General features: G+C 63.7%; 27 protein-coding genes. 16 read left to right on the top strand and 11 right to left on the bottom strand.

Going from position 1 to position 20,639, the window contains the following annotated elements; all coding sequences use genetic code 11:
- Positions 1-113 precede the first annotated feature (113 nt).
- The 10 genes from MY55_RS21230 to MY55_RS24500 are packed head-to-tail and all read right to left on the bottom strand — an operon-like array spanning position 114 to position 6,927.
- Positions 114-722 (bottom strand): 3'-5' exonuclease, encoded by a 609-nt coding sequence (locus MY55_RS21230; protein WP_065202982.1) that lies wholly within the window; start codon positions 720-722, stop codon positions 114-116.
- 29 nt (positions 723-751) lie between these two features.
- A complete protein-coding gene (locus MY55_RS21235) occupies positions 752-2,560 on the bottom strand; it encodes an AAA family ATPase (protein ID WP_065202983.1) in 1,809 nt (602 codons plus the stop codon).
- Entirely contained in the window at positions 2,557-2,805 is a 249-nt protein-coding gene (locus MY55_RS21240; protein WP_065202984.1) for a hypothetical protein, read from the bottom strand. Before MY55_RS21240 ends, MY55_RS21235 begins: the two co-directional genes overlap by 4 nt.
- Before the next feature lie 47 nt (positions 2,806-2,852).
- A complete protein-coding gene (locus MY55_RS21245; RefSeq protein ID WP_047236921.1) occupies positions 2,853-3,734 on the bottom strand; it encodes an H-NS histone family protein in 882 nt (293 codons plus the stop codon).
- A 12-nt stretch (positions 3,735-3,746) separates the two neighbouring features.
- Positions 3,747-3,959, bottom strand: a complete 213-nt coding sequence (locus tag MY55_RS21250) for a hypothetical protein (RefSeq protein WP_065202985.1) — start codon at positions 3,957-3,959, stop codon at positions 3,747-3,749.
- Between the two features lie 3 nt (positions 3,960-3,962).
- Positions 3,963-5,153 carry a recombination protein RecT gene (gene recT, locus MY55_RS21255; RefSeq protein WP_081284775.1) on the bottom strand — a complete coding sequence of 397 codons (1,191 nt, stop codon included), beginning with the start codon at positions 5,151-5,153 and terminating at the stop codon, positions 3,963-3,965.
- On the bottom strand, positions 5,150-5,968 hold the full coding sequence (locus MY55_RS21260) for a RecB family exonuclease (RefSeq protein ID WP_065202986.1): 819 nt from the start codon (positions 5,966-5,968) through the stop codon (positions 5,150-5,152). Before MY55_RS21260 ends, recT begins: the two co-directional genes overlap by 4 nt.
- Complete coding sequence (locus MY55_RS21265) at positions 5,961-6,464, bottom strand: hypothetical protein (RefSeq protein ID WP_065202987.1); 504 nt, start codon at positions 6,462-6,464, stop codon at positions 5,961-5,963. Before MY55_RS21265 ends, MY55_RS21260 begins: the two co-directional genes overlap by 8 nt.
- Positions 6,464-6,793, bottom strand: a complete 330-nt coding sequence (locus tag MY55_RS21270) for a hypothetical protein (RefSeq protein ID WP_157889406.1) — start codon at positions 6,791-6,793, stop codon at positions 6,464-6,466. The genes MY55_RS21265 and MY55_RS21270 overlap by 1 nt, the downstream gene beginning before the upstream one ends.
- 5 nt (positions 6,794-6,798) lie before the next feature.
- Positions 6,799-6,927: a hypothetical protein gene (locus MY55_RS24500; RefSeq protein ID WP_279625470.1), complete on the bottom strand. Its 129-nt coding sequence runs from the start codon at positions 6,925-6,927 to the stop codon at positions 6,799-6,801.
- A gap of 576 nt (positions 6,928-7,503) precedes the next feature.
- Here MY55_RS24500 and MY55_RS21275 point away from each other — a divergent pair.
- A complete protein-coding gene (locus tag MY55_RS21275; RefSeq protein ID WP_157889407.1) occupies positions 7,504-7,953 on the top strand; it encodes a hypothetical protein in 450 nt (149 codons plus the stop codon).
- 99 nt (positions 7,954-8,052) lie between these two features.
- A complete protein-coding gene (locus MY55_RS24685; RefSeq protein WP_081284776.1) occupies positions 8,053-8,394 on the top strand; it encodes a helix-turn-helix domain-containing protein in 342 nt (113 codons plus the stop codon).
- Positions 8,395-9,265: 871 nt separating this feature from the next.
- Here MY55_RS24685 and MY55_RS21285 read toward each other — a convergent pair.
- Positions 9,266-9,637 (bottom strand): helix-turn-helix domain-containing protein, encoded by a 372-nt coding sequence (locus MY55_RS21285; RefSeq protein ID WP_081284777.1) that lies wholly within the window; start codon positions 9,635-9,637, stop codon positions 9,266-9,268.
- A 53-nt stretch (positions 9,638-9,690) separates the two neighbouring features.
- Between MY55_RS21285 and MY55_RS22955 the strand changes: the two genes are divergently transcribed.
- The 14 genes from MY55_RS22955 (at position 9,691) to MY55_RS21350 (ending at position 20,630) form a co-directional block, all read left to right on the top strand.
- A complete protein-coding gene (locus MY55_RS22955; protein WP_081284778.1) occupies positions 9,691-9,888 on the top strand; it encodes a helix-turn-helix domain-containing protein in 198 nt (65 codons plus the stop codon).
- 139 nt (positions 9,889-10,027) lie between these two features.
- The gene (locus MY55_RS21290; protein ID WP_208856071.1) at positions 10,028-10,252 is read left to right on the top strand and encodes a hypothetical protein; all 225 of its coding nucleotides are present in this window, start codon (positions 10,028-10,030) and stop codon (positions 10,250-10,252) included.
- On the top strand, positions 10,249-10,452 hold the full coding sequence (locus tag MY55_RS21295; protein ID WP_065202992.1) for a hypothetical protein: 204 nt from the start codon (positions 10,249-10,251) through the stop codon (positions 10,450-10,452). The genes MY55_RS21290 and MY55_RS21295 overlap by 4 nt, the downstream gene beginning before the upstream one ends.
- Positions 10,453-10,619: 167 nt before the next feature.
- Positions 10,620-11,396, top strand: a complete 777-nt coding sequence (locus MY55_RS21300; RefSeq protein WP_065202993.1) for a hypothetical protein — start codon at positions 10,620-10,622, stop codon at positions 11,394-11,396.
- Positions 11,386-12,186 carry a hypothetical protein gene (locus tag MY55_RS21305; protein ID WP_065202994.1) on the top strand — a complete coding sequence of 267 codons (801 nt, stop codon included), beginning with the start codon at positions 11,386-11,388 and terminating at the stop codon, positions 12,184-12,186. The genes MY55_RS21300 and MY55_RS21305 overlap by 11 nt, the downstream gene beginning before the upstream one ends.
- Before the next feature lie 195 nt (positions 12,187-12,381).
- Positions 12,382-12,762 (top strand): PDDEXK family nuclease, encoded by a 381-nt coding sequence (locus tag MY55_RS21310; protein WP_047236932.1) that lies wholly within the window; start codon positions 12,382-12,384, stop codon positions 12,760-12,762.
- 24 nt (positions 12,763-12,786) lie between these two features.
- Positions 12,787-13,335: a hypothetical protein gene (locus tag MY55_RS21315; RefSeq protein WP_065202995.1), complete on the top strand. Its 549-nt coding sequence runs from the start codon at positions 12,787-12,789 to the stop codon at positions 13,333-13,335.
- An 88-nt stretch (positions 13,336-13,423) separates the two neighbouring features.
- A complete protein-coding gene (locus MY55_RS21320; protein WP_065202996.1) occupies positions 13,424-13,870 on the top strand; it encodes a terminase small subunit-like protein in 447 nt (148 codons plus the stop codon).
- Positions 13,871-13,898: 28 nt separating this feature from the next.
- A complete protein-coding gene (locus tag MY55_RS21325) occupies positions 13,899-15,299 on the top strand; it encodes a hypothetical protein (protein WP_208856072.1) in 1,401 nt (466 codons plus the stop codon).
- A gap of 5 nt (positions 15,300-15,304) precedes the next feature.
- Complete coding sequence (locus MY55_RS21330; RefSeq protein ID WP_065202998.1) at positions 15,305-17,695, top strand: hypothetical protein; 2,391 nt, start codon at positions 15,305-15,307, stop codon at positions 17,693-17,695.
- Entirely contained in the window at positions 17,695-18,060 is a 366-nt protein-coding gene (locus MY55_RS21335) for an FmdB family zinc ribbon protein (protein ID WP_208856073.1), read from the top strand. Before MY55_RS21330 ends, MY55_RS21335 begins: the two co-directional genes overlap by 1 nt.
- 10 nt (positions 18,061-18,070) lie before the next feature.
- Entirely contained in the window at positions 18,071-18,430 is a 360-nt protein-coding gene (locus MY55_RS21340; protein WP_065202999.1) for a Gp49 family protein, read from the top strand.
- 65 nt (positions 18,431-18,495) lie between these two features.
- Positions 18,496-19,614 (top strand): hypothetical protein, encoded by a 1,119-nt coding sequence (locus tag MY55_RS21345; RefSeq protein WP_065203000.1) that lies wholly within the window; start codon positions 18,496-18,498, stop codon positions 19,612-19,614.
- 26 nt (positions 19,615-19,640) lie between these two features.
- Positions 19,641-20,630: a phage major capsid protein gene (locus MY55_RS21350; protein ID WP_065203001.1), complete on the top strand. Its 990-nt coding sequence runs from the start codon at positions 19,641-19,643 to the stop codon at positions 20,628-20,630.
- Positions 20,631-20,639 lie beyond the last annotated feature (9 nt).

A 20,639-nucleotide genomic window follows, 5' to 3' on the forward strand; every position in this document is an offset into this window, starting at 1 on the left:
ATCGCTCTCCACCCCGTCGTCGGGGTAGCGCGGCTCATCGGCCTGGCCGGCCGCCGCCGGCAGCGGCTCAGGCCGCGGCGTGACGTGGTAGTCCTCGCCGTAGGTCTGGTAGATCACGCTGCCTCCCGGTGCCGCAGGATGCCGAAATACACCTCGCGGCAGCCGGCCACGTCCACCATGGCGTTGTGCGCGCCGAGCAGATCCTGGCCAGTGAAGAACTTGTAGGCCTCCGCCAAATTCGGCGGCTTCGGCCCGGTGCGCTTGGCGGCCAGCATCTTCTCGGTCGGCGGCAGGTTGACCAGTTTGGTGCTGTTCGAGCAGGTGCAGAACGCCGCGCCGGCTTTCCATTCGTCGGCGCGCTCGTCACCATACAGCCGCATCAGCTCGATTCGGATCATGCGAGCGTCGAACGGCTCGTTATGCCCGATGCGCCGCTCCACCTGCGCCCACAGGGCCAGGAACGAATCCATCGCCTGCGCCAGCGGCACGCCGAATTCTGCGGCCCGCTCGGTGGTAATGCCGGTCAGCGCCGCCACGTCGTCGGGTATCGTCCAGCCATCCGGCTGGATCAGCATGTCCATGCTGTCCAGCACGTCGCCGGTGTCCTCGTCCACCAGTTCGGCGGCCAGCTGGGTGATGTGCGGCTGCGACGGGTCGTCAGATGGTGCGCTCCAGTTCGGCAGGCCGGTGGTTTCGGTGTCGTAGAAAAGGATGGGTTTCATGGGGTTTTCCTTGGTTTTTGGGTGGTGGATTACGCCGCTTGCGGGATGGTTTCGGAGACGACCACCTCGCCGCCCTTGATCCAGACGGACTGGATAACCTCATCGCCTGCCGGCGGCGACTTCAGGGTGCCGAACACGAGGGCGGTGTCGAGTTCGTCGTCCAGCGCCTCCAGCAGATCCAACAATTCGCCGCGGCCGGCGATAGACAGCACATCGAACCGGTCCAGCAGCACCAGCCGCAGGCCGCTCATGATCGACAGCGCCAGCGCGATGATGCAGTCGACGCGCCATTTCTCGGACTCGGACAGCAGTCCATAGGCGCGGCTGTCGGCGCTGATTGACATGTCGTTGGCGATGAGCGGCCGCGCCCAGCCGGCCAAGCGCGCCAGCTCGAACAACCGGTCATTCACCGGGCGCAGCGCGTCGGCCAGGATCTCGCCCGGGATGCCATCCGGCGCCATGGCGTCGGCGATCAGCGTCCAGGCCTGCACGTCGGCGTGGTGCTGGGCGGCCTGCCGGGTGCGCTGGACAGCGTCAGCCGCGACGCGGTTCTGCTCCTGCAGGGTGGCCAGGGTGTCGGCCAACTGGCGGTGGCTGGCCTGCAGCGTGGTGATGCGTTCGACCAGGGCCGCGACCTCTGCGTCCGTCACCGGCGCCAATTGCTCGGCACCATGCAGCGCCTGCAGTTGGGCGGCGGCGTCCGCGGCGATCTTCAGGTCACGCTCATCGTTGGCGACGGCGCGGCTCATCATGTCCAGCGAGTGCTGGAGCTGCGGCAGGCGCGCCATATCTTCGGCGCTCGGCGGCACGCCGTCGTCTGCCAGGCTGCCATGCTCGGCGGCGTACTGGTCCAGCGCGGCATTGGCCGTTTTCAGGTGCTGGCGCTGCTCCGGGTTCATCTGCCCCAGCGGGATCGCCATCGTCAGAGACAGATTCAGCGCGCGCGCCAGGTCGTGGACCAGCCCAACGCGCGGCGCCGGGCCGGCGGTGATAGCCTCCACCTCGTCGCGGACGCGCGCCAGCTCCACCAGATCCACCTTCAAGCGAGTCTGGATGCGCTCTAGCGGTGCCGCGGCTGCGGTCAGCCCGGTCAGCTGGCGCTGGCGGTCGTCCTGCTGCTGCCGGCGGGCGCGCAGTTCGCCCAGCCGCTGCTGGCATTGGGCAATCTCGTCCTGCACCGCCTGGGCGTCCTGCTGGGCCTGCTGAATATCGCCGTCCTGCACCGCCTGGGCGTCCTGCTGCCATCCCTCAGCCTTCTTGTCGCCGTAGGTTTCGCCGGTCAGCGCGCGCCACGCGCCGCGGGCCTCGGTGGCGCGGGCCTGGGCGTCCTTCAGCGCCGCCGGGAAACCGGACAGCACCAGCGGCATGATGGCGTCGATGTGGCGCTGCTCGGCGCCGCGCTTCTTCAGCCGCTTTTCCACTTCGGCGGCGTTGGCGTTGCAACCGGTCAGCGCGTACAGCAGCGCGCGGCGGGAATCCGTCGGCGCGGCCGCGAACATCTCCGGGGCCAGCACGTAGGGCAGCGTGTCCTGGGCCGTGTCGTTGTCGATCGCGATGCCGGCGGTTTTACCGTCTGGCAGCGACACCGCGGCATGGCGGCCGTCGTCAAAGTCGACCCGCACGCCGCTGTTCTTGGCCCCCTCGCTCACCAACTGGCCGAAATCCTTCTTGCGCTCCACGCGGGTGGCCACGCCGGTCAGCGCCATGGCAATGGCGTCGCGCAGCGAGCTTTTGCCGGCGCCGTTGTCGCCGGCGATCAGCGCGATGCGGCTGGAAAAGGAAAGGGCCGCATTACGCAGCCCCTGGAAATTCTTGATGGTGATGGATGAGATTTTCATGCTGCCTTGCTCCTTTCTTTGGCGCGGTCGGCGCTCATGCGTTCAGCGCGGCGATTCTCGCGCGCGACCAGCGCGGTGTTCTGATCGGCCAAATCCTTGGCACTTTTCAGAACCGTATCCAGTTGCTGGTCCTTCATTTCGATCAGGATGCGCATCTGCTCGATCTGGCCGTCCCGCTCGGCCACAGCCTGGGCCAGCGTGGCGATTTCCATCGCATAGCGCATGGTGGTGATGTGGTTGCTCACGATGCTCTCCGACGGGCGCGTGCGGCGCCCTGGTGATGGGTGATGGGTTATGCGGCTTCTGGCTCGTCGTCGACGGCCAGCTCTTCCAGCGTGCCGCCGGCATCCAGCCACGCCTGCACCCAGGCCGGCTTGCGGCCGCGGCCGGTCCAGGTCTGGTTTTCGTTCGTGGGGTGGCGGTAGCGGACAGCTGGCTGCGTGATCTTTCGTTCCAGCTCGGGCTCCGGCTCGGGCTGCTTGTCGGTGAACAGCTCAGCGCCAGCGGCGTCTTCCTTGGCGGCCTTCCAGCCCTTCACCCACTCGATGCACAGCGCGCCGGCCATCACCGGGCACGCACTCTCCGGCTCGCCCGCCTCGGCGGCGTCATACCCGGCGTCGAACGCCGCATCGAGTTCCGCCTCCGTCGGCGTGGCGTCTCCCGGCGCCGGCAACTGCTTCACCTCCTCGAACTCGGCATCGACCACGTTGCCGTCCTGGACGTCGTCCATGCCGCCGCCGTCGTTGTTGTGGTACTCGTGGCCCAGGTCCAGCGCGCGCTGGTCGGTCTCGCCGTGGATGTCGTCCATGCCGGCCAGGTTCTCGCCAGCGTCTGCGATGATGATCAGGCACGCCTTGCGCTCGCTGTCGAACAGCTCATGCCGGCCTTCGGCGTTGCTGTTGATCTTGAACACAGCCTTGATGCCGTCCTTGCGGACCACCTGATCCAGTTCGCCGACCACCGTGGTCCGGCCCTCGCTGGCCAGGACATGCACCGCCATGCGGATGTTGGTTTCCACGCGGGCTCGAATGCGGTCGATCACATCGTCCTGCTTCTGCTGCGGCAGCTTCTGCCACACGTCCGGCATCAGCTTGATTTCCTGGAGCAGCGCGCCCAACAGGTCTTTGCCGATGCTGTCGGCGGTCATGGCGCGAAAATCGCGGGGTGCGTTCATTGGTTGGTCCTTTCAAAAATTGGCGGCGATGCGTTCGAGGTGGTGGCGCTGGAGAGCGCTGATATGCATGCCCATGCCGTACAGGCGCAGGCGCTCTTGCATGGAGTCGATGAAATTGCGGTCCCAATCGCTGCTGGCATTGGTTTCCGCATCCGATAGCAGTTCCTTCAGCCGGTCGGGCGTGTAGATCGAGCTGGCCGGCCGCGTAGCGATGACGCGGCCCATGCCCTACTCCAGATCGCGCTGGCGCCGCTGGCGCGCCGCGGGCTGCTGCTCGTTGGCGATGGTCTGCTCGATGATCTGCTGGTCCTTCTCGGACAGACTGCGAGCCATGTCGCGGGCGTCGTCCAGGTTGCCGGCGCGCACGGCGGCCAACGCATCCTGCAGGCCGAACATCGGCTGCGCCTCCGCGCGCTGCTGCGACTCCTCGGCCTCGGCTGCCTGATAAACCGGATCCGCCTGGCGCTGGCGCCGGAACTGCTGCTGCGTCAGCACCTCGCCGGTGTCGGTATCGACGTCGGCCGGCGCGCCCAGGGCGGCCTGCTGCCCATCCTCGCGGCCGGCATCGTCCTGGCCGATCTGCGGAGCATCGTCGTCCACCACACTGAACTCGCCCTGCAGCACGTTATCCAGGCCCTGGCTTGCGCCATCGCTGGCGCGGCCATCCAGCGCCGCAGCGGTGGCCAGCTCGATAGATACCGGCAGGTAGTTGAACAGCCGGCGCAGCACCGTCTTGCGGCCCATCTGGACAAAGTGCTGGCCCCACACGCTGTCACCTTCCTTGTTCCGGCGCTTGGCCGACTGCCAGCCCTGCGAAGCGTTGCGGATCTCCTCGATCTGCTCACGGCTCATCACCTCGAAGGCGTGGCCGCCGCCGACCAGCTTGGCGACCGCGTAGAAAGCGATCACCTCGCCGCGGTTGCTCATCGCCGGCCGGTGCACCAGCTTTTCGTCAAGGCCATAGCTGTACTCGAAGAAGTCGTTCTGGCAGACCTCGTGCGCGGAAATGCTGATGATCTGGCCGGAGCGGCGCGCCAGATCGATCAGGCCCTTGTAGCCGAAGACGATCTGCACCTCGGTTTTCTCCACCACCCACTGCCCGTCCACCTTCTTGTTTTTGTCGAACGGGATCAGGTAGGCATGGCCCAGCGGCGTGTTCGGCTCCAGTCCCAGCTGCGAACACTGCACCACGGCGCCCATCAGGCTCTCCACGGTGGCATTCATCAGCTTGGGCGTGGTACGCAGCGCGCCCAGGGCGATTTTCAGCATGCGGTCGGCGTTGACGTGCTTGGGCAACACGGCGACCAGCGTGGCCTTCTGGCTTTCGAAGAAGGTTTTCACACTGCCGATACCGGCCTGTGCCGCCGGCATCTTCGAAACGCGCTTCAGCTCGGCGAGATTGGTTGCTGCTCCGGTCATGGTTGGTCATCCTTGAATTTGCACACGCGCCACCGCGCGCAGTATTTGGCGCTGCACCGGTGGCTGGTGGGGTTGGGGGGAAACAGGCCGCTGCGGAACATGTCCGCCGCGTAGTCCATCAGGCCGGGCGAGTCGTCCGAGCCAATCAGCTGCTCGCGGGCGCCGACGATCTGGCCGACGGCCACCTCCGGCGCGCCGCTGGTTTTCAGGCCGATGATGTCGGCCGGCAGCGTCACCGCCTGGCCGGTGGTGCGCTCGTACAGCAACTCGTAAGTGCCGATTTGCGGGGCGTGCCCTTTCGTTTTGGCTCGCCCCTGGCTGACGGCGTTGACGCCGCTTTTCAGGTCGCAGATGCCCACGCCGCCGGTCCCGTCAGCTCGCGCCCGGCTCCGGTCCAGCGTGCCGCGAATCTCGATGACGATGCCGCCGCCGCAGTCGATCAGCCAGGGCACCACCTCCAGCTCGACGGCGACATAGTGGTAGCGCGGCGCGATCTCCAGGCAGTAGCGCGTCACCAGCTGCAGGCCGATCCGCTCGGCGTCGCGCCGGGTCAGCTCGTCGGCGGACCAGTCGACCTCCCGGTCGGGCGAGGCCAACTCGTCCACCAGCACCGGCGCCACGTCGACGGGCCGGATGGCCTGGCCGGCGAGCACGGCCTCGTCAAATGCCGCCGTGGCCGCATGGATCGCGGTTCCCAGCTGGGCGCGCGGGCTGCTGGGCATCCGCATGCCGAGGATGTGCGTGCCCTCCCAGCGGTGGGCGCAGTCGAACAACGACGCCCAGCTGCTGGCGCGCACGCGGTAGGGTTCAGCCATGGCCGGACTCCACTGCAGCAATGGCGGCCTTGGCGACATCATTCAGCGCCAGCAGATGAATTTCTGCATCCCGGGCATCCAGACGGGCTTTTTTGGTATCACCCTCAAGCAGGCAATGCAGATCAGCCCCCGCTTCATTCGACAACTCCAAGACCTTCCGCAATGCCGCCAGCAGCTGGTCGCGCTGGTGCGCCACCGTTGAATGCCGGCTGGCAGGCACCAGCCCATGCGATACCACGGCGTCGGACAGTCCGGCGCACGCATTCACGCAGGCCACGATGCGGCGGGCGTTGGCGGCCTGCTGCTCCTTGGTGAACTCCAGGCGCGCGCGCTCATCGTCGGACGGGCAATCGATGCCCAGCTTGTCGGCGTAGCCGAGGAGGATGGCCGTCTGGCGCGCGTCGATGATGACGAAACCATTCTCGTCGGTGATTTCCGCACCGCTGTCGGAGTAGTAGCCCTCGTGCAGGACGAGGATCTTGAATGTGTGTTCCATCACGCCACCTTCCTCTGCGCTGCCACATATTCCCGCAGCTTGCGTGCCACGTAGTCGGCGCGGGCCGCCTCCAGCATTTCCACCGTCAGCCGGCGCGCCGGGCAGTCCGGCATCTTGTGGACGAGGTCCAGCAGCTGGGCATTCATCGCCAGCGTGGCCTCGGTGCTGCCGGCGACGTCCTCCCAATCGATCCCGCCGTTGGTGTACGCGACTTGAAACTCGCCCGCCTTTTCCTTCAGATGATCGGCCTGACGCTCAGCGCGGTCCTGAATCATCAGGTGTTGCCACAGGCTGCCGACAGCAGCGCACGGCATGGTGTTTGCTCTCATGGTGTTCAGCTCCCAATCAGGTTGACGGCGGCCAGCAGTACGACGATGCCGACGCAGACCGCGATGGATTTGGCGGCCGCCACTACCGCGCGGCGCCGCTCGATGCGGTTGATGGTTTGCAGCAATGGGGACATGCGGCCTCCCAGGAAAAAAGAAGCCCGGCGCGGGGCCGGGCAAACGGGGTAGTACGAGGAGAAGGATGCGGGTGCATCCCTGAGCACCCTGCGGGCAAGATGCTCAGGGATGGGCCGCACACGGCGGCCCGGTGTATCAGCGATTCGGTGCAGGGCCTCCGCTTCAGTGTGCCGCCTCGTGAGAAGCGGCCTTCTACACCACCCGACTCCACTCCCTTCATCTGCATCTTGCGGCCTTGCCGCTTCCCGCTCGCCCTGCAGGTTTCCATCCCCGCCTGGCGCCGCTGGTTGCATCCGATCATGTGCCGGCGCTATCCGCCCTCTTCGCCCCTGGTTGCTGCCAGGTGGTCACGGTGGGCGGTGTGCCGTCTGCTACTGCGGTTTGTTCAAGATCGCTCCGGCGGTGTTTGCCGGTGGTGTGAGCGAATTATTGCGATACGCAATCAACAATGTCAATTGCGAAACGCAATAAATTTTCCGAGTGTTGCACGTACCGCAATAGCGGCACCCGTGAGCGCCTTCTAGGGCCGATGCGGAATACATAAAATGAAAGCTCCAAACACTGGAGCTAGAGAGATGAAAGCAACAATGCTGGCCATCCTCTGCCTGGGCGCGCTATGCGGGTGCGCTACACCACAGGAGAGACTTAAAGAAGTGCGGGACGCCGCCATAAAAGGCTGCGACCCCGAATTGGCAGAGCTGCTCGCTGCCAGAGCCCGGGCAGCAGCAAGCCTCGATCAGATCACGACCGCCCTACTGGATGGGCAAATACACGACCACGCAAACAACCCAGGCACGCAGGAGTGCATCCAAAACGCCATGAACATGGAAATGCAGATGCGGACCCAGAACGCGATGCTATTCAACGCGGCCATGAGACAAATGCCGCAGATGCTGACGCGGCCGCAGATAGTCCCCACAGCCCCCATGACGGCGCCGGAAATGCCAGCGCCACCAGCGCCAACACAAATCACCTGCACCCCTCAGACAGGTACATTCACGACCCCATCCATCATCTGCCAGTAAGCCGCCCCGCGGGGCGCGATGCCGCGCCCCGCGTCAACTTGCAGCATTACCATCCAGCTGTGCAGCCTTTGCTGAAACTCTCTAGCCCAGAATGCCCGGATGAACGGACCAGGCACAAGAATCAGGGCAGAACGGATCGCATTACACCTGTCGCAGGAGAAACTGGCGCGCCGGGCCGGCGTCAGCCGCGGCGTAATCTCAGACCTCGAACGAGGACGAAGCCGCGGCACCACCCACCTACTGGCCATTGCGAAGTCGCTGAACGTTAGGGCCCAATGGATTGAAACGGGCAAAGAGCCGAAGCGCCCAACGCCAGCGCCTGAAAACACCTTCGTGGCCGCCACCTCCATGGAGGACTTGGCAGATCGACTTCTGGAAATGGGACCAGATGCCATAGGTCGACTATGGTCGTTAATCCTTCAACGAAAGATTCCAGACTGAAATAGTCAACTGACTTAACGTGCAATGTTGCATTCAAACCAAAAAAACCAAATGGAATTTGCAACAAAAGTGAGCGGTGCGGCTGCTATTGTAAAGAATACGTATAAATGCGTACTATCCGCACGTGTCAGAAAATTTTCACGACCGGCTGCGGGCAGCTATGCGCGCCCGCGGTGTCAAATCTCCATCCGTCGCCATCTTCATGAACGTGAGCCGGTTTACCGTAGGTCGCTGGTGCAAATACCAAATGCCTGACCACGAACAGATAAGCAAGCTTGCTGCATACCTAAATGTCACGCCCGCGCACCTCCTGCACGGCGACCCCATCGACCATGAGCACATTGACCGCTGCCACCATCTCTTTGCCCTTGCAACTGGCCTAGAGACCGGGGACGTAGACGCGATGATTCGCCTCGCAACCTCGATTCTTGCTACAAAAATGTAGCAAAAGAGTACAGATGGAAATCTGTACTGATACCCCTCCCGCATAATCCGCCGTAGGCTGTCCTATGTCAGGCGATCCAAGCCCAAAAGGCCAAGATCACCGAGAACGAACAACAAAAAGGGGTTCGCATGGATGGCAATACAACGGGAACGATGGGCGGAAAACCGTGCATTCACACGGGGAACTGCCACCACTTCAGACCTATGGATTCTGGAATAGGTAATGGAGCAACCGCCAACTCAATAGGCACGGAAGACAGCAAGACACTGCCGCCGCCAGGTGGTGCCGGCTTCATATTTTTCGCAGTAGACGAGGAAGGCTGTATCAGGATCGAGCGAGGGGGAAATCTTGATTCGGTACTGCAGGCGCTGGGCGATTACGTCCGGGAGGTGAAGCGCAAGATATGGTAACTACGGGCGCGTGAAGCTACTGCTTCACGGCGCCCTTCAGCGCTTCCAAAACATCCGCCAGCTTCTGAGTTTCGCCAGCCGGCAATTCATGAATCGCATCCATGATCCTACCGACAACAGGATTGGCCCGAACCTCGATACCATAGGCCAGCCACGCCGCATCAACACCCAGCGCACCAGCGAGGGCATCGATATCTTCCAGGTTCGGCACATTTCGCCCATTAAGCCAGCACGCAAAAGTGCTTTGCGATCGGTGCATCCGATCCGCCACGGCTCGCTGAGTCAGCTTCTTATCGCGCATCACCTCGCGCGCACGCTCTTGCCACGTTTTCATATCAAAAATTCTAGCGTTGCATAGCATCATACGATGCTGATGATTTGCAATCATTTTCAGCGCCTTCCTTTCTTGATTTTGATTGCGTAACGCAATAAACTCCGCTCATGAACAAGCTACGAAACTGGCGCGAACAACAGCGCCTGACCCAGAAAGAAGCCGCTGACCGATTTGGTTCCGACCAGGCGAGCGTGTCGCTGTGGGAATCAGGTGCTCGCGGCATTCCAAAAAGCAAACTGGAACGGGTGCATCGAGTGACCCGTATTCCGCTGCGTCAGTTGCTGTCCCTAAAGTCTCAACTATGACAAAGCTGTTTACCTGTAAGTGCAGTATGGCATAGCAAGAAGTGCCCATTTCGGGACGGTTTGTCCCGCTTTTACCCTGAAAAGGAGGATTTGATGAACGCAATTACGCAGGCAGTCACATCAACCCAGGAGCGAAACCATGTCAAGGAAACGAGCTGATCGAAAGAACCACGTCAAGTCCAGCCTGACCGACCGCACCTACGACGCCATGCAGCGCTATATGGAGCTCCACGGCATCGATACCGAGTCGGCGGCGGTTGCCAGGATCTTGGATCTGGCTCTGCTGGGCATGGTGGGAAGTATTCCGGAGATGCTGATCGAGCACACTCCGTCCAACAACGGGACGAAAAGGATTGCAGCATGAGCCAAGAGCAGAAACCCGTAGACGTGACGATGGACATCGACATCCCCGCTCCGGAAGCGGCGGACCTCGCCGGCCGCGCTGCTGCGCATGGCATATCGACCCAGCAATACCTGGGGCTTCACACCCTAAGAAGCGCCTACGGCGTCCTTCACCCTCGCGTTGCCGAACTCGACAGGCTCGAGAGCGCCGTCGAGGAATAGGGCTGCAAAAAACAAAACCCCCGGTCGACGGCCTGGCCGGGCCTCGCGGGGGTTCTTCTCAGGTGATGGAGTGATTATGCAGAACGACATAGCAGATTTCAACCCGTCAAAACCCTTTATTTCCAAGGCTTCCATGGAACATCCACGTAACGTTACAAGGGGGTCACATGGCCGGAAATAGATGGTTTCGCCTATACGCGGAATTCGCATCCGATCCGAAGGTTCAGATCCTGCCGGAGGCAATGCAGCGCCGTTTGGTGATGCTGTTTTGCCTGCGTTGCAGCAACGACCTTGTAACGTTACAAGACGAAGAAATTGCGTTTCAGCTCCGTATCAGCATCGATGACTTGGCCGCAACCAAGGCTGTTTTTCTGGCAAAGGGTTTCATCGATGAAGGCTGGAACATTGCCAACTGGAAAAAGCGGCAATTCGTCTCTGATTCAAGCGCAGAGCGGGTTGCACGGCATCGGGAAAAGAAGCGGAAACAGAAGCAACAGCCCGGTAACGTTACCGCAACGCCACCAGATACAGAAACAGATACAGATAAACCCACCTCTCTTCGTTCGGTGGGTGATACCGCACGCACGAACAACCGCGACGGCATCCCCGTCCCTGACGACTTCACCCCCAATCGCACGATGCGCCTGAAAGCCGGCGAGCTTGGTATCGACCCGGACGCCGAGAAGGAGCGGTTCATCCTCCACCACCAGGCCGCGACAACGCTCCGCGCTGACGAAACCGCCTGGCAGAAGCAATTCGGGAAATGGCTGCTGGATCAGCACCAGATCAATGCCGACCGCGAGCGCATCACGCAATCGCGGATGCAGGCCAGCCAGAGCAACACCGGCAACCGCCAGGCGGCCATGTCCTCGATGTACAACCCACCGCGCCGCGATATGCCCGCAGAGCGTGAGATTCAGGGGGAAACGATCCATGAGCAATGACCTGATCACCGGCGCAACCGGAAGCATCCCTCTGCGCTGGGTGGACGAGATTTTCCGGCGCCTGATGGGGCGATTTGGCGCGCAGTTCGCCGACAAATACCGCGACGGCCAGCAAGCTACCGTCGGCGGCACAATCGTCGACGCCGGCATCGAAGAGGCGAAGAAGGTCTGGGCCGAAGAGCTGGACATTGCCGGCGCCACCCCGAACCAGATTGTGCGCGGCCTGGCGCATCGCTACACCTACCCGCCGACCTGCGACGAGTTCATCCGCGCCTGCATGGGCGAAATCGCCAGCAACAACCGCGACCCGGAGGTTTTGTTCTACCGCGCGGTAACGGAGATGACGAAGCGCCGCCGGCACGAGCCGCAGGACTGGCCGAGCCAGCCCGTGTTCTGGGCAGCGGTAGCCATGGGCGATGATCTGCTGCGCGGCGACTACAAGGCTATGGCCGGTCGATGGCGCGCCGCCCTGGATGCAAACCGCGAGCGCATGGCGGATATCCCGGATGTGAGCCCAGATCACGCCCTGCCGGCGCCGAAGATGAGCCACGCCGACGTGCAAGTACACCTCGCCGACGTGCAGCGCGCGGCAAAGCGCATGCGGTTCCCGGATGAAGGGCGGATGCGTCTGGACAACTGGCTCAAGATCGCCGACGAGGTGGCCCGTGGCGTCTACCGTGGCACCACGATCGGCAAGCAGCATGCCGCCGCCGCACTGAAAAAAGCCGGCCACGCGGTGCCTGATTCGCTCATCCCCTATCTGCCGGAATCCACGGAGCAAAGCACATGAAAACCGCCCTGCAACTCGCCTCCCTGCTGTTCACCTGGCCGCTGTGGGTACTCGCCGTTGTCCAGCTGATTGCCCGGCAACACGACGAGGATATCGCATGACCCCGCACGCCAAAGCCGTCGTCACTGTCCTGGCCACCGCGGCCATCACCCTGCTCGGCGCCCTGGCGCTGGGCCTGATTCACTGAGGTAAGCCATGCAACACGGACTCAATTTCGGGCAAAGGCCGAATGCCAAAAATCGCATGCAGGCGCTGGGCCGGCTTAAAGCAGGCGCCATGAACAAGACCGAGGAGGCTTATGAAAATCACCTCGCCCAAAGGAAGCAGGCTGGAGAAGTCGCGTGGTATCGGTTTGAGGGCGTCAAGTTGCGCCTCGCAGACAACACGTTCTACAGCCCAGATTTCGCCGTCATGCTGGCAAACGGCCAGATGGAAATGCACGAGGTCAAGGGGCATTGGCAGGACGATGCGCGCGCCAAGATCAAGATTGCTGCGGACCAGTACCCGTTCCGTTTCATCGCCGTGAAGGTCCAAGCAAAACGGGATGGTGGCGGCTGGGCAGTCGAAGAGTTCTGAGCATCAACGCAACAAGGGGGCAATATGCAGGTACGGCGCGAAGATTTCCCACAGCACCTGTGGGATGCAATGGAGGATTGGGGCTGGTTCGTGTCATGGCGTTCCAGCCACGGCGGCAGCAGCACGTCGATCATCAGCGCTGAAGGGCGTATGCGCCCCAATCGCTGCCCGGCCTGCTATGAGTTCCCCGACCCGTGCGACGCGTGCAAGCACGTCCTGCAGCCCGCCCGCCAGGTAGACGCCGACCTGTGCCAGTTCATCGAAGGGGCGTGGGCGGCGCTGTCCCCGGCTATGCCAGAGAAAAAGCTGCTGCGCGGGTATTTTGTCCACCACGACTCGCCGCGGTTTCTGGTTGGCCGCACCAGCATCCGCCGCGATGATTTCTGGTATCTGCTGATCCGCGCCGCTCAGCAGGTCTACCAGCACGCCCGCATGGCCCGCTACCGCTCCGCTTGCATGCCGGAGAAATCTGTCCCAGAATGCGAGTGTCACAGCAGTTCAAGTGATTCGAATGCGGGAGCTTCGACAAAGAACGAGCGGCGTAATGCCGCTCTTGTCGTGCCCGATCAATAAGCCCAGCACCCGCTGGGCTTTTTTCATTTCCGCCCTGGTGCCTCGAAAGGAGGTGATCCGGGCAGCTATTCCCACCCTGGAAACTCCCATGGCACGACCGAGCAAATACAGCCGCGCCGTCGTGGAGCGTATCTGCGAGCGCCTTGCCTGCGGCCATAGCCTGACCCGAATCTGCCGCGATCCGAAGATGCCCAGCATGAGCATGGTGATGCGGTGGCTCGACAAGCACACCGAGTTTCGGGAGCAATACGCGCGCGCCAGGGAGATCCAGGCCGACACCCTGGCCGACGAGATCCTGGACATCGCCGACGACGGCCAGAACGACACCTACCCCATCGATGGCACGGGCGCGACCGGCGTAAACCACGACGTGATAGCCCGCAGCCGGCTGCGCGTGGATGCCCGCAAGTGGTACGCGAGCAAGCTGGCGCCGAAGAAGTACGGCGAGATGGTGAAGCAAGAGATAACCGGCGCCGATGACGGCCCCCTGATCGTGGAGATTGTCCGCTATGCCCCGGATAAGCCTGCCGAATAACTGGAAGCCTCGCGGCTACCAGCTAGGCATGTGGGGCTATCTGGAACGCGGCGGCCTGCGGGCGGTGGAAATCGCGCATCGGCGCTGGGGCAAGGACGAGGTGTGCTTGCACTGGACTGCCGTCGCCGCCCACCAGCGCGTGGCCACGTACTGGCACATGCTGCCGCAGGCCAGCCAGGCTCGCAAAGCCATCTGGGAGGCGGTGAACCCCCACACCGGCCGGCGCCGGATCGATGAGGCATTCCCGGTGGAACTGCGCGCCACCACCCGCGAACAGGAGATGATGATCCGGTTCCGCAACGGCAGCACCTGGCAGGTTGTGGGCTCGGACAATTTCAACTCGCTGGTCGGCTCGCCGCCGGCCGGCGTCGTTTTCTCCGAGTTCGCCCTTGGAAACCCGGCGGCGTGGGCGTACTTGCGCCCGATCTTGGCCGAAAACGGTGGCTGGGCGCTGTTCATCACGACCCCGCGCGGCAAGAACCACGCCTACAAGCTGCTGCAGACTGCCCAAGCATCCGCGGACTGGTGGGGAGAAGTGCAGACCGCCGAAGATACTGGCGTATTCACTGAGGAGCAGCTGGCCAGCGAACGCCGTGAGCAAGTGGACCTGTTCGGCGAAGATGCCGGCGAGGCGTTCTACCAGCAGGAGTATTTCTGCTCGTTCGAGGCTGCCGTCCTCGGTGCCTACTACGGCCGCGAGTTCGCCACGATGCGCCGAGAAGGCCGCATCACGAAGGTGGCGCATGATCCAGCCTTTCCGGTGCATTGCGCTTTCGACATCGGCTGGAGCGATGACACGTCCATCTGGTGGTTCCAGGTGATCGCCGGAGAGGTGCGGATTCTGGAGTCCTACAGCGAGCACGGCCAGACCGTCGCCGACATCGTTGGTGAGCTCGCGGGCCGTGAATGCGAAATGGACATCATCGCCGGAGAGGTCAAGTTCCGATTCAGCGATGACATCGAGGGGCTGGAGCATCGCCGCGCCTACCGCTACGGCACGCTCTGGCTACCGCATGACGGCGCCGCCAAAACATTCGCCGCCAGCGGCAAGAGCGTGCAGGAGCAGCTGGCCGCGCATTTCGGCTGGGGCAGCGTCCGCATCGTGCCGTCCCTATCGCTGCAGGATGGCATCCAGGCAACGCGCGCGCTGTTGCGGCGGTGCTGGATGGATGCAGACCGCTGCACAGACGGCATTTCCGCCGCTGAGGCATACCAGCGCGAGTACGACACCGAGAATCGCTGTTTCAAGGAAGTCCCCCTGCACAACTGGACGTCCCACTTGTCTGACGGTCTGCGCATGCTGGCCGTGGCCTGGCGCGAGCCAGTGGAAAACGAGCAGCAGAAGCCGGCACCAAAATTCTTCGAGCACATGACCGCTGATGATCTGTTCTGGGGCGACACCGGCCCAGCGCAACGCAAACGGATATAACCCCCATGACCACTGAAACCCAGATTCCGGCCGATCCGGAGGCTGCGCGCTGGATAGCGGAAATCAACCGCTACGAGGCCAAGGCCGGCCCCTGGCATGAGCGCGGCAAGCGCATCGTCAAGCGCTACAAGGACGAGCGAGAAAGCGAGTTGGCCAAAACCGCCAGCCGGTACAACGTCCTGTGGAGCAACCTGCAGGTGATGCTGCCAGCGGTCTACGCACGCTGCCCGAAACCGGAAGTGGAGCGCCGCTACAAGGACGACGACCCTGCCGGCCGCGTAGCCAGCGAGGTGTTGGAGCGCTCACTCGCGTTCACCCAGCAGCTGACCGGGTTCCATTTCATCGTCAAGAACGCCGTGCGCGACCGCTTCCTGTGCGGCCGCGGCGTGGCATGGGTGCGCTACGTGCCTCACCTGCGCGATGCCAGCGTAGAGGGAGACGCCGACGTCCGAGCTGCCGGCGCCCAGCTCACCGACGACGCGCCAGATGGTGACGAGTCCGCCGGCCAGCTGGCGCATGTGCCGGATGGCACCGAGATGGTCGACTACGAAGAGGTGATGCCCGATTACGTGCATTGGACGGACTTCGGCCACACCGGTGACGCCCGCGTCTGGGAAGAGGTGACGGCCGTCTGGCGCCGGGTGTACTGCACGCGCGCCGAGCTGGTGAAACGGTTCGGCGAGGAAATCGGCAACGCCGTGCCTCTGACCAAGGCGGCCACGCCTGACGGCAACCAGACGGACAGCGCCACGGTCCCGCAGAAAGCCATCGTTTACGAGATCTGGGACAAGCCGACCAGGACAGCCATCTGGGTCTGCAAGGACCATCCGCAGAAGGTGCTGGACCAGCGGCCCGACCCTCTGAAGTTGAACCAGTTCTGGCCGTGCCCTCGCCCGCTGTTCGCCACGCTGGCGGGCGATACCTGCATCCCAACGCCGGACTACGCCATCTACCAGGACCAGGCAGAGGAGCTGGACGGCCTGACCCAGCGCATCAACGCACTGGTCAAGGCGGTCAAGCTGGTGGGCGTGTACGACGGCAGTGCCGAGGGCGTCGAGCGGATGCTGTCGGAGGGGGTTGAAAACCGGCTGGTGCCGGTCAAGAACTGGCCAGCGTTCGCAGAAAAGGGCGGCCTAGCCGGCTCGGTGCAGTTCCTGCCACTGGAACAGGTGGCCGCAGCGCTGATGCAGCTGTACGAGGCGCGCGAGAAGGTCAAACAGGAGATGTACGAGATCACCGGCATGTCCGACATCCTGCGCGGCGCCAACGACCCAAGCGAGACGGCCACGGCCACCCGCGCCAAAGGGGCGTTCGCCAGCATCCGGCTGCGCGACATGCAGGACGAGGCCGCCCGGTTCGCCCGCGACCTGCTGGCGCTGATGGGCGAGGTGATGGCAGCCCATTTCGGCATGGCCACCCTGCTAACGATCAGCGGCGTGGAGTTGCTGCCGCAGGCGCAGAAATTGCAGCTCCAGCAGATGCAACAGCAGCCGGCCATGCCTCAAGGCCACCCCCAAGCACCGCAGCAGCCTGGCCAACCGCCGCAGCCGGCACCAGCGCCAGCCCCTCAGCTGTCGCCGAAACTGCTGAAGGCGATGGCCGACCCCAGCATCGAGGAGGTCGATGCGCTGCTCAAGAACAACGCGGCGCGAACGTTCCGCATCGACATCGAGACGGACAGCACCATCGGCGACGACGAGCAGCAGGAGCAACAGCAGCGCATGGCGTTCCTGGACAGCTGCAGCAAGTTCCTGCAGGCGGCTGTGCCGGCGGCCGAGCAGAACCCGACCATCGCGCCGCTGCTGGGCGAGCTGCTGATGTTCGCCGTGCGCTCGTTCAAGGTCGGCCGCAGCCTGGAGGGCGCATTCCAGGCCACGTTGGACAGACTGCAGCAGCTGGCCAGCCAGCCGCAGCCGCCGAAGCCCGATCCGGAGATGATCAAAGTGCAGGGCCGGCTGCAGGAGGTGCAGGCCAAGGGCCAGGTCGAAATGCAGCTGGAGCAGATGCGCGGCCAAGTTTCCATCCAGGTCGAACAGGCAAAGCTGGCGGCGCTGAAGGATCTGGAGCAGTTCAAGGCCCAGCTGCAGGCCCAGGTCGACACGTCCGCCCAGGCCGCCCAGGCGCAGCAGAACGCGCACCAGAACGCGCTGGAGGCTCAGCGCGAGATGATGCAGCAGCAGTTCGACGAGAGGATGGAGCAGATGCGGATGGTGCTGGAGCAGCAGCGCGCCGAGGCCGACCAGAATCTGCAGATCATCCTGGCCAATCTCAACAATGCCGCGCGCGTGGAGGTGGCCGAGATTACCGCCCAGACCACGCTGCAGACGGCCCAGATCAGCGCCGCCGCCGCAGCCGAGCGCGCAGACAGCGCAGAACCCAACGGGAGCGACGAGTAATGCCCATCTACGTCATGAAGTGCCAGCACTGCCAGCACACCCTCGACATCTACCGGCGCGTCGCCGAGATGAACGACAACCTGCCGGAGTGCTGCGGGCTGGTGATGGAACGCCAGATCACCGCGCCATTCATCCAGCCCGACCAGCCGGCCTATCAGGCCATGGCCATCGACAGCAAAACCGGCACCGCGCCGATGATCGAGGGCCGCGCCCAGCACCGCGAGTTCCTGCGGCGAAACGACTATGTAGAGCTGGGGCCGGAGAGCAGCAAGCCGAAACCGCGCACCGAGGTGCTGGGCGACTTCAACGTCCGGCGCGAGTTGACCGAGGCCACCCGCGAGGTGCTGGCCAAACACAACGCCTGAAAGGGAAACCATGACCGAAACCACCATCGAGCAGCAAATCCAGGCCAAAGGGCTGACCGCGCCGCGCATCACGCCGGCTGACGTCGAATCCGCCATCGCCAGCGAGCACTACTTTACCGCCGGCCAGGGTGTGGCAGGTGCCACCGGCGTCTACCCCAATGACGGCCATCCGGGCCAGCCCCTGGCGCTGCTGACCTTCTGCGTGCTGGTGCTGAAGAACGGTTTCACCGTCACCGGCGAGAGCGCCTGCGCCAGCCCGGAGAACTTCGACGCTGAGATCGGCCGCAAGATCGCTCGCCAGAATGCAGTCAACAAGCTCTGGCCGCTGCTGGGCTTCCAGCTCAAGCAAAAGCTGCACGACGCCAAATAACCCCAATCCCATCAAGCACCAGGGCCGCCACGCGCGGCCCTTCGTCATTTCTGGAGTCAACCACCATGAGCGAACACGCTACTGCAGTCCCCGGCGGCGAGGAAGAGAACGACGCCGGCGAACAGTCCCTGCGTGAGCAGCTGCAGGCTGCCTACACCGAACTTAACAGCGCGCCGAATGACCCGCCGCCGCAGCCGAAGCCGGCCGCTGAGCAGCAGACCACCGGCCAGGGCGAGCCCAAGCCCGGCACCGCCGCGCGCGATCAACAGGGCCGCTTCACTGCGAAGCCGGAAGGCGCGCCCGCTGCCGCAGCAGCCGCTGCCCAGTCGGTGGACAAAACCGCCGTGGCCGCGCCTGCTGCAGATGCCAGCGCTGCGCAACCCGCAGCCGCTACCGCGCCGCCGCCAAGCTGGTCCGCCGAGGCCCGCCCCCATTGGGAAAAAATCCCGCCGGAGGCGCAGCAGTACATCGCCACCCGCGAAGCCCAGATGCAGCAGCAGTTCAGCCGCATGGACGACGAGCGCCAGACCGGCCGCCAGTTCCGCGAGGCGCTGAAGCCGTTCGAACACACGATCCGCCAGTTCAACGTGCCGCCGGTGGTGGCCGCCCAGCACCTGTTCGCCGCCGACGCCGCGCTGCGTTACGGCAACCCGGACCAGAAAATCCAGATGGTCCACCAGATCCTGCGCGACTACGCCATTCCACTGGATGCCGTGGCGCAGTTCCAGCCCCAGCAAGTTGACCCTGCCGTCGCAGCGATGCAGAAGCGCCTGCAGCAGCTCGAACAGATGCAACTGCAAGGGGTACAGCAACAGCATGAAGCCCAGCAGGCTGACATGCAGCGCCAGATCGAGGCGTTCCAGCAAGGCAAACCGCACTTCGAACAGGTGCGCGGCGACATGGCCGTGCTTCTGCAGTCGGGGATGGCGAGCAGCCTGGATGATGCCTACGAACGCGCCGTATGGGCACGGCCCGACCTGCGCCAGAACCTCATCAGCAAACACGATGCTGACCAGAGGGAGGCAGCAGCCCAGGCCGCCAGCCAACGAGCCCAGCAGGCCAAAGCTGCCGGCGTCAGCCTCAGCGGCGCGCCCGGCAGTGTCACCCCCGCAGCCGCAAACCAGAACCTCAGCCTGCGCGACGAGTTAGCACAAAGCCTCCGCGCCGCCCGCGGCCAGGTCTGAACTGAACCGAATCGAAAGGAGCCCACATGGGACTGCAGAACCCGTCGGCAACGATGACGGAAATCGTCACCACCACGCTGCGCAACCGCAGCGGGAAAATCGCCGACAACTTCACCAAGAACAACGCCCTCCTCTACCGCCTGAAGCGCAAAGGCAAGGTCAAGCCAGTGTCCGGCGGTCGCACCATCGTGCAAGAGCTGGAATACGCCGAGAACAGCACTTACAAGCGGTATTCGGGCTATGAGCAGCTGAACATCAGCCCGTCCGACGTGTTCACCGGCGCGGAGTTCAACTACGCGCAGGCGGCCGTGGCCATCAGCATCAGCGGCCTGGAGGAGCTGCAGAACAGCGGCGAGGAGCAGGTTATCGACCTGCTGGAGGGCCGGATCTCGAACGCCGAACGCACCATGACCAACAACGTGGCTCTGGACTGCTACAGCGACGGCACCGCCGACGGCGGCCGTCAAATCGGCGGCCTGCAGCTGCTGGTCAGCCAGAACCCCGCGCAGGGCATGGTGGGCGGTATCGACGCCTCCACCAGCATCGGCGCGTTCTGGCGCAACCTGGCGTTTTCCGCGTTGCGCAACGGTGGCGCGGCCGTCACCCCGCAGAACATCCAAGGCTACATGAACCAGCTGTGGATCAACCTGCTTCGTGGCGCCGACAAGACCGACCTCATCGTCGCCGACAACAACTACTACCTGGCCTACCTGTCCAGCCTGCAGGCCATCCAACGCATCACCTCGTCCGAGATGGCCGAGGCCGGCTTCGAGTCCCTGAAGTTCATGGGCGCCGACGTGGTCCCGGATGGTGGCGTCGGTGGTGGTGCCCCGGCGAACAGCATGTATTTCCTCAACACGAACTACATCTTCCTGCGGCCGCACAGCGCGAGAAACTTCGCGCCGATCGGCGATAACCGCTATGCCACCAACCAAGACGCGATGGTCAAGCTCATCGGCTTTGCCGGCAATATGACTTGCTCGAACCGTCGTCTGCAAGGCGTGCTCTGCGCGTAAGGAAAGGAA

Source organism: Chromobacterium subtsugae, assembly GCF_001676875.1.
Lineage (GTDB): Bacteria > Pseudomonadota > Gammaproteobacteria > Burkholderiales > Chromobacteriaceae > Chromobacterium > Chromobacterium subtsugae.